The 16560-nt window shown below is 64.3% G+C and carries 11 protein-coding genes, 4 tRNA genes and 1 pseudogene; 9 read left to right on the top strand and 7 right to left on the bottom strand.

Annotated elements, in window-relative coordinates:
* The first annotated feature begins 10 nt into the window (after positions 1 to 10).
* Positions 11 to 1384, top strand: coding sequence for a DNA recombination protein RmuC (gene rmuC / locus BGP85_RS19980; protein ID WP_181004565.1), 1374 nt, complete (start codon positions 11 to 13; stop codon positions 1382 to 1384).
* Here rmuC and BGP85_RS19985 read toward each other — a convergent pair.
* Both BGP85_RS19985 and BGP85_RS19990 read right to left on the bottom strand, forming a co-directional pair.
* The gene (locus BGP85_RS19985; protein WP_103449533.1) at positions 1356 to 4832 is read right to left on the bottom strand and encodes a hybrid sensor histidine kinase/response regulator; all 3477 of its coding nucleotides are present in this window, start codon (positions 4830 to 4832) and stop codon (positions 1356 to 1358) included. The two genes, rmuC and BGP85_RS19985, sit on opposite strands and share 29 nt — an antisense overlap.
* A 111-nt stretch (positions 4833 to 4943) precedes the next feature.
* Positions 4944 to 6122 carry an MFS transporter gene (locus BGP85_RS19990; RefSeq protein WP_103449534.1) on the bottom strand — a complete coding sequence of 393 codons (1179 nt, stop codon included), beginning with the start codon at positions 6120 to 6122 and terminating at the stop codon, positions 4944 to 4946.
* 151 nt (positions 6123 to 6273) lie between these two features.
* On the opposite strand from BGP85_RS19990, the gene BGP85_RS19995 reads away from it, so the two are divergent.
* The 3 genes from BGP85_RS19995 (at position 6274) to BGP85_RS20005 (ending at position 9233) form a co-directional block, all read left to right on the top strand.
* Positions 6274 to 7005: a GntR family transcriptional regulator gene (locus BGP85_RS19995; protein ID WP_103449535.1), complete on the top strand. Its 732-nt coding sequence runs from the start codon at positions 6274 to 6276 to the stop codon at positions 7003 to 7005.
* A 102-nt stretch (positions 7006 to 7107) separates the two neighbouring features.
* Positions 7108 to 8382, top strand: coding sequence for an MFS transporter (locus BGP85_RS20000; RefSeq protein WP_103449536.1), 1275 nt, complete (start codon positions 7108 to 7110; stop codon positions 8380 to 8382).
* Between the two features lie 17 nt (positions 8383 to 8399).
* Complete coding sequence (locus BGP85_RS20005) at positions 8400 to 9233, top strand: amidohydrolase family protein (RefSeq protein ID WP_103449891.1); 834 nt, start codon at positions 8400 to 8402, stop codon at positions 9231 to 9233.
* Positions 9234 to 9355: 122 nt separating this feature from the next.
* Here BGP85_RS20005 and BGP85_RS29645 read toward each other — a convergent pair whose 3' ends face one another.
* Both BGP85_RS29645 and BGP85_RS29650 read right to left on the bottom strand, forming a co-directional pair.
* Positions 9356 to 10219, bottom strand: a complete 864-nt coding sequence (locus BGP85_RS29645; RefSeq protein WP_374755332.1) for a methyl-accepting chemotaxis protein — start codon at positions 10217 to 10219, stop codon at positions 9356 to 9358.
* Positions 10211 to 11275, bottom strand: a pseudogene (locus BGP85_RS29650) (methyl-accepting chemotaxis protein); the annotation flags it as partial. The pseudogene BGP85_RS29650 and the gene BGP85_RS29645, both read right to left, overlap by 9 nt.
* 266 nt (positions 11276 to 11541) lie before the next feature.
* On the opposite strand from BGP85_RS29650, the gene BGP85_RS20015 reads away from it, so the two are divergent.
* Positions 11542 to 13419 (top strand): MFS transporter, encoded by a 1878-nt coding sequence (locus tag BGP85_RS20015; RefSeq protein ID WP_103449538.1) that lies wholly within the window; start codon positions 11542 to 11544, stop codon positions 13417 to 13419.
* Positions 13420 to 13429: 10 nt separating this feature from the next.
* Here BGP85_RS20015 and sugE read toward each other — a convergent pair whose 3' ends face one another.
* The 3 genes from sugE to rdgC all read right to left on the bottom strand — a co-directional run bounded on the left by sugE (position 13430) and on the right by rdgC (position 15837).
* Complete coding sequence (gene sugE, locus BGP85_RS20020; RefSeq protein ID WP_103449539.1) at positions 13430 to 13747, bottom strand: quaternary ammonium compound efflux SMR transporter SugE; 318 nt, start codon at positions 13745 to 13747, stop codon at positions 13430 to 13432.
* Positions 13748 to 13842: 95 nt separating this feature from the next.
* The gene (locus BGP85_RS20025) at positions 13843 to 14808 is read right to left on the bottom strand and encodes a bile acid:sodium symporter family protein (protein ID WP_103449540.1); all 966 of its coding nucleotides are present in this window, start codon (positions 14806 to 14808) and stop codon (positions 13843 to 13845) included.
* Between the two features lie 108 nt (positions 14809 to 14916).
* Positions 14917 to 15837: a recombination-associated protein RdgC gene (gene rdgC / locus BGP85_RS20030; protein ID WP_103449541.1), complete on the bottom strand. Its 921-nt coding sequence runs from the start codon at positions 15835 to 15837 to the stop codon at positions 14917 to 14919.
* 216 nt (positions 15838 to 16053) lie between these two features.
* Between rdgC and BGP85_RS20035 the strand changes: the two genes are divergently transcribed.
* The 4 genes from BGP85_RS20035 to BGP85_RS20050 all read left to right on the top strand — a co-directional run bounded on the left by BGP85_RS20035 (position 16054) and on the right by BGP85_RS20050 (position 16555).
* Positions 16054 to 16129, top strand: a tRNA-Val gene (locus tag BGP85_RS20035).
* 13 nt (positions 16130 to 16142) lie between these two features.
* Positions 16143 to 16219, top strand: a tRNA-Asp gene (locus BGP85_RS20040).
* Between the two features lie 170 nt (positions 16220 to 16389).
* A tRNA-Val gene (locus tag BGP85_RS20045) sits at positions 16390 to 16465 on the top strand.
* A gap of 13 nt (positions 16466 to 16478) precedes the next feature.
* Positions 16479 to 16555 (top strand) — tRNA-Asp (locus BGP85_RS20050).
* Positions 16556 to 16560: the final 5 nt, after the last annotated feature.

The raw sequence follows: 16560 nt of genomic DNA on the forward strand, positions 1-16560 counted from the left end.
CGAGCAGGCCCTGCTCGAGGAGCGTCTGAGCAGTGCGCAGCTGGCTCAGGCCGGCCTGCAGGCGCAACTGGATGCCAGCCGCGACGAGATCAGCGACCTCAGCGAAGCCAACACCGTCAAGCAGGCTCAACTGGCCGCCCAGGGCCGTGAACTGGAGCTGCTGCAGATCGACCGCGACAACGCCCGCGATGCCGCCCACGCCTGGCACCTCGAACGCGCCACTCGCGAAGCCGAGCTGCGGCGCCTGGAGGCCCAGACCGCACGCCTGGAGGCCGAGCTGCGTGAACAGCAGGACAGCCACCAGCAGCGCCTGGAAGACCTCCAGGAGGCCCGTGATACCCTGCGCGCCCAGTTCGCCGACCTGGCCACGAAGATCTTCGACGAGCGCGAGCAGCGCTTCGCCCAGACCAGTCAGCAGCATCTGGGCCAGTTGCTCGACCCGCTCAAGGAGCGCATCCAGGCGTTCGAAAAACGCGTCGAGGAAAGCTACCAGCAGGAAGCCCGCGAGCGCTTCTCGCTGGGCAAGGAACTAGAGCGCCTGCAGCAACTCAACCTGCGCCTGTCCGACGAAGCCACCAACCTCACCCAGGCACTCAAGGGGCAGAAAACCCAGGGCAACTGGGGCGAGCTGATCCTCGAGCGGGTGCTGGAGCATGCCGGCCTGGAAAAAGGTCGCGAGTACCAGACTCAGGTCAGCCTCAAGAGCGCCGATGGCGAGCGCTTCCAGCCTGATGTGCTGATCATGCTGCCCGGTGACAAGCAGGTGGTGGTCGATGCCAAGGTTAGTCTCACCGCCTACCAGCAATTTGTCAGCAGCAACGATGAAGCCGCGCTCAAGCAGCACGTGCAGTCGCTGCGCAGCCACGTCAAAGGCCTGTCGAGCAAGGACTACAACCGCCTCGAAGGCCTGCACAGCCTGGACTTCGTGCTGCTGTTCGTGCCGATCGAGGCCGCCTTCTCGGCAGCCCTGCAGGCCGAGCCCAACTTGTTCCAGGAAGCGTTCGACCGGCAGATCGTGATCGTCAGCCCGACCACCTTGCTGGCCACCCTGCGGGTCATCGACAGCCTGTGGAAGCAGGAGCGCCAGGGCCAGAACGCCCGCGAGATCGCCGAGCGCGCCGGTTGGCTGTACGACAAGTTCGTGCTGTTCATCCAGGACCTGGATGAACTGGGCAACCGCCTGCAACAGGTCGACAAGGCCTACGCCGCAGCACGCAACAAGCTGTGCGAAGGGCGCGGCAACCTGGTCAGCCGCAGCGAGCAGCTCAAACTGCTTGGGGCCCGTGCCAGCAAGAGCCTGCCGACCGAGCTGCTGGAACGGGCACTGTCAGACGAAGCAATGGCCGACGAGGCGGTTACTGAACCAGGCTCAGATGGCGATTGAGCAGGGCGCGCAAGGCCGCCGGTTTCACCGGTTTGGCCAGGTAGTCCAGGCCGGCGGCATGCACGGTGGCCAAGGTTTCCTTGCTGCCGTCGGCGCTGATTACCACGCCGGGCACCGGCTCGCCCAGGCGCGCACGTAACCAGCCCATCAGCCCGGTACCGGTTTCGCCGTCATCCAGGTGGAAGTCCACCAGCGCCAGGTGCGGGCGCATGCCCTTGGCCAGCAGCGCTTCGCATTCGGCGCGGTTGCGCGCGGTCCACACCTGGCAGCCCCATCGGCTGAGCAGGCTGTTCATGCCAATCAGGATGCTGTCTTCGTTGTCCACGCACAGTACCTGCAAGCCGGCCAGCGGCTGGCTCGCGGCTTCCACCGGGGCGCTCGGCGCTGCTGCGGCCTGGTGGGCTATCGGCACATTGACGCGGAACACCGTGCCCTTGCCGGGCCAGGAGCGCACTTCCAGCTTGTGGCCAAGTACCCGGCACAGGCCGTCGGCAATCGCCAGGCCCAGGCCCAGGCCTTTTTCGGCGCGGGTCTGGTGGCTGTCCAGGCGCTTGAACTCCTGGAAAATCACCTGCAGCTTGTCGTCGGCAATGCCTGGGCCACGGTCCCACACCTCCAGCCACAGCTGCTCACCGTGACGGCGTACCCCCAGCAGGATCGGGCTCTTGCCGTAGCGCAGGGCATTGGTAAGGAAGTTCTGCAGCACCCGGCGCAGCAGTTTCATATCGCTGTCGACCCGCAGGCGGCTGCCGCGCAGGCGGAACTCCAGGCCCTTTTCGGCCGCCAGCACCTTGAACTCGGCGCCGAGGGTGTCGAACAGTTCGTTGAGGGCGAAGGGTTTGGCGTCGGGGGTGATCTTGCCGTTTTCCAGGCGCGAGATGTCTAGCAGGTCGCTGATCAACTCTTCGGCCGAGCGCAGCGAACTGTCCATGTGCTGCACCAGCTGCTGGGCCTCTTCGTTCATGCCTTCGGCCTGCTGCGACAGAGCAGCGGAGAACAGCCGCGCAGCGTTCAGCGGCTGCATCAGGTCGTGGCTGACTGCAGCCAGGAAGCGGGTCTTGGATTTGCTCACCGCTTCGGCCTGGCTCTTGGCTTCCGACAGCGCCTGATTGAGTTGCGACAGCTCGTGAGTCCGCTCGGCCACGCGCTGCTCCAGGCCTTCGTTGGCGTCGCGCAGCGCCTGTTCGGCCTCGCGGAAAGGGGTGATGTCGGTGAAGCTCATGACAAAGCCGCCACCGGGCATCGGGTTGCCGATCAGCTCGATCACCCGGCCATTGGGGAACAGCCGCTCGGAGGAGTGGGCTCGGCCCTGGCGCATCCAGTGCAGGCGCCGCGCCACGTGGACTTGCGCCTCGCCAGGGCCGCACAGGCCACGCTCGGCGTTGTAGCGGATGATGTCGGCGATCGGGCGGCCGACGCTGATCAGCCCGTCGGGGTAGTTGAACAGTTCCAGGTAGCGGCGGTTCCAGGCCACCAGGTGCAGGTTCTGGTCGACCACGCTGATGCCCTGGTTGATGTTCTCGATGGCGCCCTGCAGCAAGGCCCGGTTGAACTGCAGCACCTCGCTGGCTTCGTCGGCGATGCGCACCACGTCCTCGAGCTGCATGTCGCGGCCCTCGATGGCGGCCTTGACCACGGCGCGGGTCGAGGAGCTGCCAAGCACACCGGCGAGCAGGCGTTCGGTGTGCTCGATCCAGTCGCCGTCGGCGTTCTGGTTGGGGTTGAAACCCTTGCCCTGGCGGTAAGCGAAACGGATGAAGCTCTGCCGTGCGCGTTCCTCGCCGACAAAGCGCGAGGCCAGGTTGAGCAAGTCATCGATCTGCACCGCCAGCAACGGTTTGCTGCTGGGCCGGGCGCTGGTCTGCTGGCCGATGAAGCGGCCCGCTTGCCAATGTTCCGACACGCGGGTGCGCGACAGCATCGACACCCACACGAACAGGGTGAAGTTGCCCGCCAGCGACAGCACCACACCCTGGGTCAAGGGGCTGATCGGCAGGTCGAGCGGGTTGCCGTGCAGCCAGGCCAGGCCCGGGAACAGCCCCAGCGACAGGCCCAGGCTATGGGCGATGATGGGCAGCACCAGGGTGTAGAACCACAGGAAGATGCCCGCCGCCAGGCCGGCAAACACACCACGGCGGTTGGCCTGCTTCCAGTACAGCGCGCCGAGCATGGCTGGAGTCAGCTGGGTGACAGCGGCGAAGGCAATCTGGCCGATGGTGGCCAGGCTCGCGGTGGAGCCGAGCAGGCGGTAGCTGACATAGGCCAGCAGCAGGATCACCACGATGGTCACCCGGCGTACCGACAGCATCCAGTGGCGGAACGCCTCGAACGGCCGCTCGGCGTTGTTGCGGCGCAACAGCCAGGGCAGCAGCATGTCGTTGGAGACCATGGTCGACAGCGCCACGGCCTCGACGATGACCATGCCAGTGGCGGCCGAAGCACCGCCGATGAAGGCCAGCAGGGCCAGGCTCGGGTGCGCTTCGGCCAGTGGCAGGCTGATGACGAAGGAGTCGGAAATCACCGTGCCCGGCAGCAGCATCTGCCCAGCCAGGGCAATTGGCACCACGAACAGCGCGGCCAGGGCCAGGTACAGCGGGAACACCCAGCGCGCCAGGCGCATGTCCTGGGCTTCGATGTTCTCCACCACGGTGACATGGAACTGCCGTGGCAGGCAGATGATCGCCATCATCGCCACCGCGGTCTGCACCACCATCGACGGCCAGTTGATGGTTTCCTGCCAGTAGCTGTCCAGCTGCACCGACTGGCGCGCCTGGGTCAGCAGGTCGTCGAAGCCGTCGTACAGGTTGAACACCACGAACACGCCCACGGCGAGGAATGCCAGCAGCTTGATCAGCGACTCGAAGGCAATCGCCAGGACCATGCCGCGGTGGTGCTCGGTGACGTCCAGGCTGCGTGTGCCGAAGACGATGGCGAACAGCGCCAGCACCAGCGACACCACCAGCGCGGTGTCCTGCACGCGGGTGCCGGTGGCGTCGGCATTGGCGCCGATCAGCAGGTTGACGCCGAGCACGATGCCTTTGAGCTGCAGGGCAATGTAGGGCAGCACGCCAACCAGGCAGATCAGCGCCACCACCACCGCCAGGGACTGCGACTTGCCGTAGCGGGCGGCGATGAAGTCGGCGATCGAGGTGATGTTCTGCTGCTTGCTGATCAGCACCATCTTCTGCAGTACCCACGGCGCGAAGATCAGCAGCAGGATCGGGCCAAGGTAGATCGGCAGGAACGCCCAGAGCTGTTCGGCAGCCTGGCCGACCGCGCCGAAGAACGTCCAGCTGGTGCAGTACACCGCCAGCGACAGGCTGTACACCCAGGCACGCAGGCGCGGCGGCAACGGTGTGCTGCGGCGGTCGCCGTAGAAGGCGATGGCGAACATGATGGCCATATAGGCCAGGGCGACCACGGCGATCAGCCCGCTGGACAACGACATGAAAACTCCGGAGCAAAAAAGATAACGCGGTCCCGATCAATCAGTCTGGCACGCGGGCGGCGGTTCGTCAGCGCCGACGATGGTCGCAGCGGCGAGTCGTCGCAGGCAGCATCAAGCTCGACGGGTACCCAGCCAGTAGAACACCCCTGCCAGTATCACCGACATCACCAGCAGGTAGAAGATCACCCCCGGCCACCATCGCCCCAGGGCAAACCCCGCCAGCACCGGCCCCAGCGCTGCCCCGAGGTTGGACAGGTTCTGCGCCCCGTAATACACCCCGCGCAGGTGCTCCGGTGCAATCAGGTCGATGAACATGTACTCGGCAGGGATGACGATGATCTCGCCCAAAGTGAATACCAGCATCGCCAGGCACCAGGCCACGGCCGACCCGGCCATGGCGAACCCCAGCAACCCGGCGATGAACAACGCCATGCCGGCCAGCAGCCAGGGCATCAGCTGCTGGCGGGCAATGCGCCGGCCGATCAGGTACTGCAGGGCAATCACCGTGACCGCGTTGGTGGTCACCAGGTAGCCGACCAGCCGCGCCGCCTCGCTGGCGCTGCTGGTCACCACCAGATATTGAGACAGATAAGCGGTGAACTGGCCGAACACCACCGCGCTCAGTACGCCGCCCAAGGTGAAGCACACCAGCCGGCGGTCACGCGCCAGCCCCAGCGCCACCTGGCTGAACCCGACGCCCGGCTGCTCTTGGGCGCTGGCCTGCAGCCCACGGTCGCCGAGCCGCCAGTAGGCCAGGCACATGCCCAGGCCGGTCAGCGCCGAGGCAATGAAAGGCAGGTGATCGTCCAACTCCAGCATGGCCACGCCGAGCAGCGGGCCGACGGCATAACCGACGTTGCTCAGGGTGTACTTGATAGCGAACACCTCGGCCCGTTGCTCCACCGGCAGCAACGCGCAGAAGCCGGCCTTGGCGGCGATGTCGACCACTGCCAGGGCCAGGTTGATCAGCACCAGGCAGGTGAAGAACAGCCACACCGAACGGCCGGCGATGGCCGCCACGAAGGCGAGGGCGAAGACCAGGGTGCTGGCGCTGACCAGGGTGTGGTTGCGCACGGTGTCGACCAGGTGCCCGCCGTACAGGCTCAGCAGCGAGGCTACGATCAATGCGCCACCGATCAGCAGGCCGATCTGGCCGACCGACAGCTGGAAGTTGTCAGCCAGGTAGACGACCAGGTAGGGCAGGGTGAGGGCCCGGGCCACGGTGAGGGTGAAGGTGGTGGCCAGCAGCAGGCGGACACTGGCGGGGTAGCCTTTCAGGGCGGCGAGCATTACCACGTCCTTGTTGTGGGTTTTTGCGATGCTTGAGGATAAGTGAGGCCGGCAACGGCGACCAGCCGAGGATTGACAGCCCTGACCTTGCGGGGGAATACTCTCCGAAAAATTCATATATATGTCTACATAACAAGACGAGAGCCGACCCATGCACCCACTGTCCGGTGATGCTCGACTGCCACGCTATCAACAGCTGCGCGATCACCTGATCGAGCAGATCGCCAACAACCGCTGGCGCCCTGGCGAAGCCATTCCGACCGAAGCCGCCCTGGCCACCGAGTTCGACATGTCCGTCGGTACGGTGCGCAAGGCCGTGGACGTGCTGGTCGCCGAAGGCGTGCTGGAGCGTCAGCAGGGCCGCGGCACGTTCATCCGTCGCCCGCAGTTCCAGTCTTCGCTGTTCCGCTTCTTTCGCTTTGAAAGCGCCACCGGCGAGCGACTGATGCCGGAAAGCCGCATCCTCTCGATCGAGCCGGTACCGGCACCGTCGGCCGTTGCCGAAGCGCTGGGCCTGGCCGCCGAGGCCGAGGTCATTCGCATTGTCCGTACCCGTCTGCTCGGCGCCCAGCCGGTGCTTGCCGAGGAAATCTGGCTGCCGCGCCAGACCTTCCAGCCGCTGCTCGACGTCGATCTGGACAGCAAAGGCCCGCTGCTCTACCCGATCTACGAGGAGCTGTGCGGCCAGGTAGTCGCCTACGCCGAAGAGACCCTGACCGCCGAAGCGGTCGATGCGGTCCATGGTCGCTTGCTGCAACTGCCGGCCGACAGCCCGGTGGTGGTGATCGAGCGCCTGGCCCGCGATTACGCCGGCAAACCGCTGGAATGGCGCCGCTCGCGCGGTCACGCGCAGCACTTCCGCTACCGCGTCGACATTCGCTGAGCCGTTAAACCGGCCGCGTTACCCGTTACCCGTCTGCGCCGTTCTGCCACGGCGCAGTGGCTTCGCCTGCCCGCAACACTTACAACTAGAAGGATAACAATCATGTTCAGCTGGTATCGCCAGATCACTTCACGGGAACGCAAGACGTTCTGGGCCTGTTTCGGTGGCTGGTCGCTCGATGCGCTGGAAGTGCAGATGTTCGGCCTGGCCATCCCCGCGCTGATCGCCGCGTTCTCCCTGACCAAGGGTGATGCCGGCCTGATCAGCGGCCTGACCCTGGTCACCTCGGCGATCGGTGGCTGGCTCGGCGGCACCCTGTCGGACCGCTATGGCCGGGTGCGGACCCTGCAGTGGATGATCCTCTGGTTTTCCTTCTTCACCTTCCTCTCGGCGTTCGTCACCGGCTTCTACCCGCTGCTGTTCGTCAAGGCCATGCAGGGCTTCGGCATCGGTGGCGAGTGGGCGGCTGGCGCGGTGTTGATGGCCGAGACCATCAACCCGAAGTACCGCGGCAAGGTCATGGGCACTGTCCAGAGCGCCTGGGCCGTGGGCTGGGGCCTGGCGGTGGGCCTGTTCACCCTGATCTATTCGCTGGTGCCGGCTGAGTACGCCTGGCGGGTGATGTTCTTCGTCGGCCTGCTGCCGTCGCTGCTGATCATCTGGGTGCGCCGCAACGTGCCGGAGCCAGACAGCTTCCAGCGCCTGCAAAAGGACAAGGCCATTCCCGGCAGCTTCTTCAAGTCAATGTCCGGCATTTTCCGTCCGGAACTGCTGCGCGTTACCCTGCTCGGCGGCCTGCTGGGCCTGGGTGCCCACGGTGGTTACCACGCGGTGATGACCTGGCTGCCGACCTTCCTCAAGACCGAACGCAACTTGTCGGTCCTGAACTCCGGTGGCTACCTGGCGGTGATCATCTTCGCCTTCTGGTGTGGTTGCGTGGCCAGTGGCCTGCTGATCGACCGTATCGGCCGCCGCAAGAACATCCTGCTGTTCGCGCTGTGCTGCGTACTCACCGTGCAGGCCTATGTGTTCTTCCCGCTGACCAATACCCAGATGCTGTTCCTCGGCTTCCCGCTGGGCTTCTTCGCCGCCGGCATCCCGGCCAGCCTGGGGGCGTTCTTCAACGAGCTGTACCCGGCCGACGTGCGCGGTGCCGGGGTCGGCTTCTGCTACAACTTCGGCCGCGTGCTGTCGGCGGTGTTCCCGTTCCTGGTCGGCCACATGAGCGAATCCATGTCGCTGGGTAGCGCGATCGGTATCGATGCTGGCATCGCCTACGGCGTGGCCATGCTAGCCGCGCTGTGCCTGCCGGAAACCCGTGGGCGCAACCTCGAAGCCACGCCTGCGCCGGCAATGGCTGGCGCTGTTGCCAAGTAACCTGTCCTGTGATGACCATGCCCGACGTTCCTGTTTCACACCTGACCGCCATCGACAGCCATGCCCACGTGTTCAGGCGTGGGCTGAACCTGGCCAGCGAGCGGCGTTACGCGCCCAGCTACGATGCGCCGCTGGGCGATTACCTGGGCCAGTTGCTGGCCCATGGTTTCAGCCATGGCGTACTGGTGCAGCCCAGTTTCCTGGGCACCGACAACCGCTACTTGCTCAGCGCCCTGCAGAACGTGCCGGGGCAACTGCGCGGGGTGGTGATGCTTGACCGGGGCGTCGAGCGCGAGACCTTGCAGGAGATGGATCGGCTTGGGGTCAGGGGCGTGCGCCTGAACCTCATGGGCCAGGGCCTTCCAGACCTGACGGGCGACGAATGGCGGCCCCTGCTGGAGCGCATCGGCGAGCAGGGCTGGCATCTGGAACTGCACCGCCATGTGGCGGATATTCCTGCGCTGGTGCGCGCGCTCGAGCCTTATGGCCTGGATATCGTCGTCGATCACTTTGGCCGCCCCGATGCCCGTCTGGGCTTGGGGCAGCCGGGCTTTGCCGAACTGTTGACGCTGGGCGGCAAGGGCAAGGTGTGGGTCAAGGTGTCGGGTATCTACCGGCTGGAAGGCACGCCGGAGCAGAACCTGGCGTTTGCACGCCAGGCCCTGTGTGCTCTGGAAACTCACTACGGTGCCGAGCGGCTGATGTGGGGCAGTGACTGGCCGCATACCCAGCATGAGTCAGCGGTGAGCTTTGCCAGGGTAGTCGAGCAGTTCGATGCCTTGGGCTGCTCGGCTGAATTGCGCCGGGCGCTGCTGGTGGATACCGCGCGGAAGCTGTTCGGGTTCGAGTGATGTAGTGTTTGTGCCGGCCTCTTCGCGGGGCAAGCCCGCTCCTACAGGTTTCGCATTGTCCCTGGGGCACGCGCAATACCTGTAGGAGCGGGCTTGCCCCGCGAAGAGGCGGCACAGGAAAATCAGAAGCGGAACCGGCTGATCATCTGCTGCAACTGCCCACCCAACCGCGCCAGCTCCACACTGGACACCGAAGTCTGCTGACTGGCCTCGGCGGTCTGTTCGGAAATATCCCGCACCGTCACCACGCTGCGGCTGATCTCTTCAGCCACTGCGCTCTGCTGCTCCGAGGCCGCCGCAATCTGCTGGTTCATCAGCTGAATCGCCGACACACGCTGGGTAATCCCCTCCAGCGCAACCCCGGCCTCACGCACCAGCGCCACGCTGCTTTCGGTCAGGCTCTGGCTCTGCTCCATCAACTCGCTCACCGAACGGGTGCCGTCCTCAAGGCTGCCAATTGCCGACTCGATCTCCAGTGTCGACGCCTGGGTACGCTGTGCCAGGCTGCGCACTTCATCGGCCACCACTGCAAAACCACGGCCCGCTTCACCGGCCCGTGCCGCTTCGATGGCGGCATTGAGCGCCAGCAGGTTGGTCTGTTCGGCCACGGCCTTGATCACGTCCATGACCTTGCCGATACGCTGGCTCTCGGTGCGCAGTGCCCCCATGGCTTCGCCAGTGGCCTCTACCTGGCTGGCCAGGCGACTGATCTGGGCCACGGCGCGGTTGACCACGCCGTCGCCTTCACGGGCTTCTTCGTCAGTGGCGCTGGCGGCCGCAGAGGCTTCACCGGCATTGCGCGCCACTTCATGCACGGTGGCAGCCATTTCCTGCATGGCCGTGGCCACCTGGTCGGTTTCCACCTTCTGGCTGTTGGCACCGGCGCTGGTCTGCTCGGTGATCGCCGAAAGCTCCTCGGTGGCGCTGGCAATCTGCGAAATGCCATCGCGCACCTGGGCGATCAGCTCGCGCAGGTTGCGGGTCATGCCTTGCAGTGCGTTCTGCAACTGGCCGACTTCGTCGCGGCGGCGGCTGGTGGGTTGTTCGCTAAGGTCACCGGCAGCGACCTGTTCCATGGCCTTGAGTGCCTGACGCAGCGGCTGGCTGATCTGCCGGGCAATGACCACGGCAGCCAGGGCGCCGATCAGCAAGGCGAGCAGGGTGGTGGCGATTTGCAGGGTACGGGCGAAGTGGCTGTCCTTGGCGACCAGCACAGCCTGGTCATCCAGCAGTTGGCCGATGACACCATTGAGGGTCTCGATGTCGTTGGCCATGGCGGTGCGGTAGCCCACCAGGTGGCTGACCTCGCCACGGAATGCCTCGACGGCCTTCGCATAGGCTTGTACCTGCTGCTCCAGCTGCTGGAACTGCTGCGGGAAATTGCCGTTGAACCGGGCGACTAGCCCGGGCAGGTCATCCACAGTGGTGGCGATCTGGGCGTTCATCAGCTTCTCGGTCTCGGCGTTGGTGTTACCGGTATAACCGCGAACGTGGTAGCGCAGCAGAATCAGGTTTTCGCGAATCTGGTTGATCGCCTCAATGCGCACGAACCGCTGCTCGGCATCGGGCAAGGCACGCACCTGATTGCGAATCAGCTCGATGCTGGCGAACGACTGGGTGGCCAGCACGCCCATTTCCTTCTGCGCGGCGCGCATCTTTTCATAGGAGCGGAAACTGGCGGCCTGGTTGCTGCTGTAGCCCTGCAGTGCCTGGTCGGCGGTATTGAGCAGCGCATGGGTCTGCGCCTTGATCATCACCTCGCGCAGCTTTTGCAGTGTCGGCTTGAAGGCCTCCAGCGCAACCTGCAGTTGCTTGCTCTCGGCTGGAGCGCCGTTGGCCATGGCGTGACGCAAGCGCGCTTCGCGCAAGTCGCCGAGGGCGTCGTTGATGCGCGAAACATCGCTGACCACCTCGCTGCGCCGTACCAGGCTGCCCAGGCCGTCCCAGCTGATCAGCGACTGCACGAGTGTCAGGCACAGCACCAGGCCGAAACCGAGGAAGAGTTTATGAGCGATCCTGAGGTCGCCAAACCAGGTAAACATTACTGCCGAGCTCCTTTTCTTGTGCGTTGGAGGAGACCTGAGGTCTGTTCCTTCTGCTAGATATAGTCATCTATATGAATTATCGGCGTGAGTGACTGAATCTGAACAGTGATTGAGCGGAAATTAATATCACTGTGATATCAAGGTGTGAGCGGGTTCCTGAATTGCCTCGTGTTCCTTGCCATGCGCAAGCATTCCCATGCAGATTTGTGGCTCGCAGCGCTCCGCGTGCCTCCAATGACAAAAGACACTCAGGAACAAGGACGATGAGTCACCCCTCGCAATTCACCTTGCTTCGCAAGCGGCGTTTCCTGCCGTTCTTCGTCACCCAGTTGCTGGGTGCCTTCAACGACAACCTGTTCAAGCAGTCTCTGATCCTGGCGATCCTGTTCAAGCTCAGCCTGGGCGACGGCGACCGTTCGATCTGGGTCAACCTCTGCGCGCTGCTGTTCATCTTGCCGTTCTTCCTGTTCTCGGCGCTGGGCGGGCAGTTCGGCGAGAAGTTCGCCAAGGACGCGCTGATCCGCGCGATCAAGCTGGCCGAAATCGTCATCATGGCGGTCGGCGCCATCGGCTTCGTCACCAACCACCTCACACTGATGCTGGTGGCGCTGTTCGGCATGGGCACCCACTCGGCGCTGTTCGGCCCGGTGAAGTACTCGATCCTGCCCCAGGCCCTGCGTGAAGAAGAGCTGGTCGGTGGTAACGGCCTGGTGGAGATGGGCACCTTCCTCGCCATCCTGGTCGGCACCATTGGCGCCGGGGTGATGATGGCCCACGACAGCTACGCCACGGTGGTGGCCGGTGGCGTGGTCGGCACCGCAGTGCTGGGCTACCTGGCCAGCCGCTGGATCCCACGGGCCGCGGCCGCTTCGCCGCAGATGGCGCTGGACTGGAACATCTTCAAGCAGTCGTGGGTGATCCTGCGCATGGGCCTGGGGCAGACCCCTGCGGTGTCGCGCTCGATCGTCGGCAACTCGTGGTTCTGGTTCGTCGGTGCCATCTACCTGACGCAGATCCCGACTTATGCTCAGGAGTGGCTGCACGGCGACGAGACCGCCGTGACCCTGGTGCTGACCCTGTTCTCGGTGGGCATTGCCCTGGGTTCGCTGCTGTGCGAACGCCTCAGCGGGCGCAAGGTGGAAATAGGCCTGGTACCGTTCGGCTCGTTCGGCCTGACCCTGTTCGGCCTGCTCTGGTGGTGGCACTCGGGGGATGTACCGGCCGGCGCCCAGCCGCACGACTGGCTGGCGCTGCTGGGCATGCACCAGGCCTGGTGGATCCTGCTGTCGATCGTCGGCCTCGGCGTGTTCGGCGGCTTCTACATCGTGCCGCTGTACGCCCTGATCCAGGCACGCACCGCCGAAGATCAGCGGGCCCGGGTGATCGCCTCCAACAACATTCTCAATGCCCTGTTCATGGTGGTCTCGGCAATCTTCACCATCGTCCTGCTGAGCGTGCTCAAACTGAGTATTCCGCAGCTGTTCCTGGTGGTGTCACTGCTGAACGTGCTGGTCAATGCCTACATCTTCAGGATCGTGCCTGAGTTCACCATGCGCTTCCTGATCTGGCTGCTCAGCCATTCGATGTACCGCGTGCAGCACCGCGACCTCGAACGCATCCCTGACGAAGGCGCGGCGCTGCTGGTGTGCAACCACGTGTCCTTCGTCGATGCATTGCTGCTGGGCGGGGCGATCCGCCGGCCGATCCGCTTCGTCATGTACTACAAGATCTACAACCTGCCGGTGCTCAACTTCGTGTTCCGCACGGCGGGCGCCATTCCGATTGCCGGGCGCAATGAGGACCAGGCCACCTACGAGCGAGCCTTCGCACGTATCGCCGAATACCTGGCGGACGGTGAACTGGTGTGCATCTTCCCGGAGGGCAAGCTGACCGGCGACGGCGAGATCGATGTGTTCAAGGGGGGCGTCAGCCGTATCCTCGACGAAACCCCGGTGCCGGTGATTCCGCTGGCGCTGCAGGGCCTGTGGGGGAGCTTCTTCAGCCGCGACCCGGCCAAGGGCTTCTTCAAGCGCCTGTGGTCGCGGGTGACCATCGTGGCCGGCGCCGCCATCCCGGTGGAGGCGGCGCAGCCAGACGCCTTGCGTGAGCAGGTCAGCCGCTTGCGCGGCGGCCTGCGTTAAGGCATGGGAATCAGCTGGCGCTGACTTTCAGGCCGATGAGGCCGGTGACGATCAGCGCCACGCTGGCCAGCCGCACCAGGGCCATCGATTCGCCGAACAGGATTATCCCGGCGATCACCGTGCCGACGGCGCCGACGCCGGTCCAGATGGCATAGGCGGTGCCCAGCGGCAGTTCCTTCATGGCCAGGCCCAGCAGGCCCAGGCTGATGGCCATGGCGGCGACGGTCAGTACGGTAGGCAGGGGTTTGCTGAAGCCGTCGGTGTATTTCAGGCCGACGGCCCAGCCGACCTCGAACAGGCCGGCGAAGAACAGGATGATCCAGGACATGATGCGTCTCCATCGTTGCGAATGATGGGGCCGTCCCCAGGATGGTCACGCGGTGCGTCGTGAGGTCGTCCTCACAGTGGCCATCAGGGTACACATCAATGCCTGGCTGGCTCAACCTCTTCAACTGCGGCCGATGGGGCTTCCATTCGCCGGAACCAGGTCGACAGCAGCGCCCCGGAGATATTGTGCCAGACGCTGAAAAGCGCGCTCGGCACCGCTGCCAGCGGCGAAAAATGCGCCGCAGCCAGCGCCGCTCCGAGCCCCGAGTTCTGCATCCCCACCTCCAGCGCCAGCGACTTGCGCTGGGCCAGCGGCAGGTTGCAGAGCCGGCCGGTGAGGTAGCCCAGCAGATAGCCGAAGGTGTTGTGCAGCACCACCACCGCCATGATCAGCAACCCCGATTCAGCGATCTTGGCCTGGCTGGCCGCCACCACCGCACAGACGATCATCACGATGCTCACTACCGACACCAGCGGCAGCACCTGCACCGCCGTCTGCGCCCGCGCGCCCAGCAAGCGCTGGGCCAGCACGCCGAGGACGATCGGCAGCATCACCAGTTGCAGGATCGACCAGAACATGTCCATGAAGGACACCGGCAGCCAAGCCGAAGCCAGGAACCAGATCAGCGCCGGGGTCAGCAGTGGGGCGAGCAGGGTGGTGACCGCAGCGATCGCCACCGCCAGCGCCAGGTCGCCCTTGGACAGCCAGACCATCACGTTCGACGCCGTGCCGCTCGGGCAGCAGCCGACCAGGATAACGCCCACGGCGATTTCCGCCGGCAGGTGGAACAGCTGGCACAGCAGCCAGGCCATGCCCGGCATGATCATGAAGTGCGCCACCACGCCCAGGGCCACACGCCAGGGCTGGCGGGCGAGGGCGGCGAAGTCGTCGAGCTTGAGGGTCAGGCCCATGCCGAACATCACCAGACCCAGCAGTGGAACGATGGCGACCTTCAGGGCGATGAACCACTGGGGCATCAGGAAGGCCAGCACGGCGAACACCAGCACCCACAGGGCGAAGGTGTTGCCGACGAAGCGGCTGAGGGCGGCGAGGGCACGCATGGGGCAATTCCTTTTCTATTTATAGCTTTATGAATTTCACTTGTCCCGCGAAAGGGCCGGAACTGGCGACAACCGAACATCAGGCCAGCACCGGCATTTCAAACCGGATCAGACCCCTTGCGGAATCTCTTCGCCACCGAGCACTTCGAACAGTGCCGGCAGGAACTCGGCAAAGGTCATCATCATCAGCTGGAAGCTGGCATCGAACTGCTGCGCAGCCTCCTCGCCACCGTCCTGCTCGGCCTGCTCCTGCAGCAGCTCCTCGAACTTCAGGCGCTTGATCACCATCTTGTCGTCAAGCACGAACGACAGCTTGTCCTGCCAGGCCAGGGCCAGCTGGGTAACCACCTTGCCGGTGCTCAGGTGCAGCTGGATTTCCTCGCTGGTCAGGTCCTGGCGCTTGCAGCGCACGATGCCGCCGTCTTCTGCGGTGTCGCGCAGCTCACACTCGTCCAGCACGTAGAAGCCTTCGGCAGCCTGTTGCGACTTGACCCAGTCGGTCATGGTCGCGGTCGGTGCGATCTTCACGGTGACCGGGCGCACTGGCAGCGAGCCCATCACTTCGCGCAGGGTCGACAGCAGGTCTTCGGCGCGTTTGGCGCTGGCCGAGTTGACCAGGATCATCCCTAAGCGCGGGGCGATGGCGGCGAAGATCATCGAGCGGCGGATAAACGCGCGCGGCAGGAAAGCCTGGATGATCTCGTCCTTGATCTGGTCGCGCTCCTTTTTATAGACCTTGCGCATCTGCTCGGTCTCGATCTCTTCGACCTTTTCTTTCACCGCATCGTTGACCACGCTGCTCGGCAGGATGCGTTCCTCCTTACGCGCGGCAACCAGCAGGAACTCGCCACTGACGTGCACCAGGGGAGCGTCTTCACCCTTGCCGAACGGCGCGATGAAACCGTAGGTGGTCAGCTCCTGGCTGGCGCAGGGGCGGGCTGGCTTGGTGGCCAGCGCGGCTTCCAGCGCTTCAGGCTCGAACGGTACTTCCTGGGTCAGGCGGTAGGACAGCAGGTTCTTGAACCACATGGGGGGCAATCTCTCCTTAATGCATAAGGCGGGCATTATTCTCCGAGCAGTGCCCGCAGGCCAACCCTGTCAGAGGGCCAGTAGCCGTTTATAAGGGAAGAAAAGCCCAGGCTGCGCTAGGTCTTTGAAAGGCTTGGAATTTTTTTTGAGAAAAATTAAAAAAGTGCTTGCCAGGGTGGCAGGCCCTCCGTAGAATGCGCGCCACACCGAGACGAAGGGTGATTAGCTCAGCCGGGAGAGCATCTGCCTTACAAGCAGAGGGTCGGCGGTTCGATCCCGTCATCACCCACCACTCGATGTATAGCGCAGCGGTAGTTCAGTCGGTTAGAATACCGGCCTGTCACGCCGGGGGTCGCGGGTTCGAGTCCCGTCCGCTGCGCCATATTCCACTTCCAGGGCCCACTGAACACCCGGAAGTATCAAAGAAAGCGATCTTAGGGTCGCTTTTTTTGTGCCTGGAATTTGCGATTGAGATTTTTTGCGAAAAAGTTGCATCAATGGCTTGCCAGGCTGCTGGTTCGTCCGTAGAATGCGCGCCTCACCGAGACGAATGGGTGATTAGCTCAGCCGGGAGAGCATCTGCCTTACAAGCAGAGGGTCGGCGGTTCGATCCCGTCATCACCCACCACTCGTTGAATAGCGCAGCGGTAGTTCAGTCGGTTAGAATACCGGCCTGTCACGCCGGGGGTCGCGGGTTCGAGTCCCGTCCGCTGCGCCATATTC

It is taken from the genome of Pseudomonas putida, from assembly GCF_002906855.1.
In the GTDB taxonomy this organism is placed as follows: Bacteria; Pseudomonadota; Gammaproteobacteria; order Pseudomonadales; family Pseudomonadaceae; genus Aquipseudomonas; species Aquipseudomonas putida_N.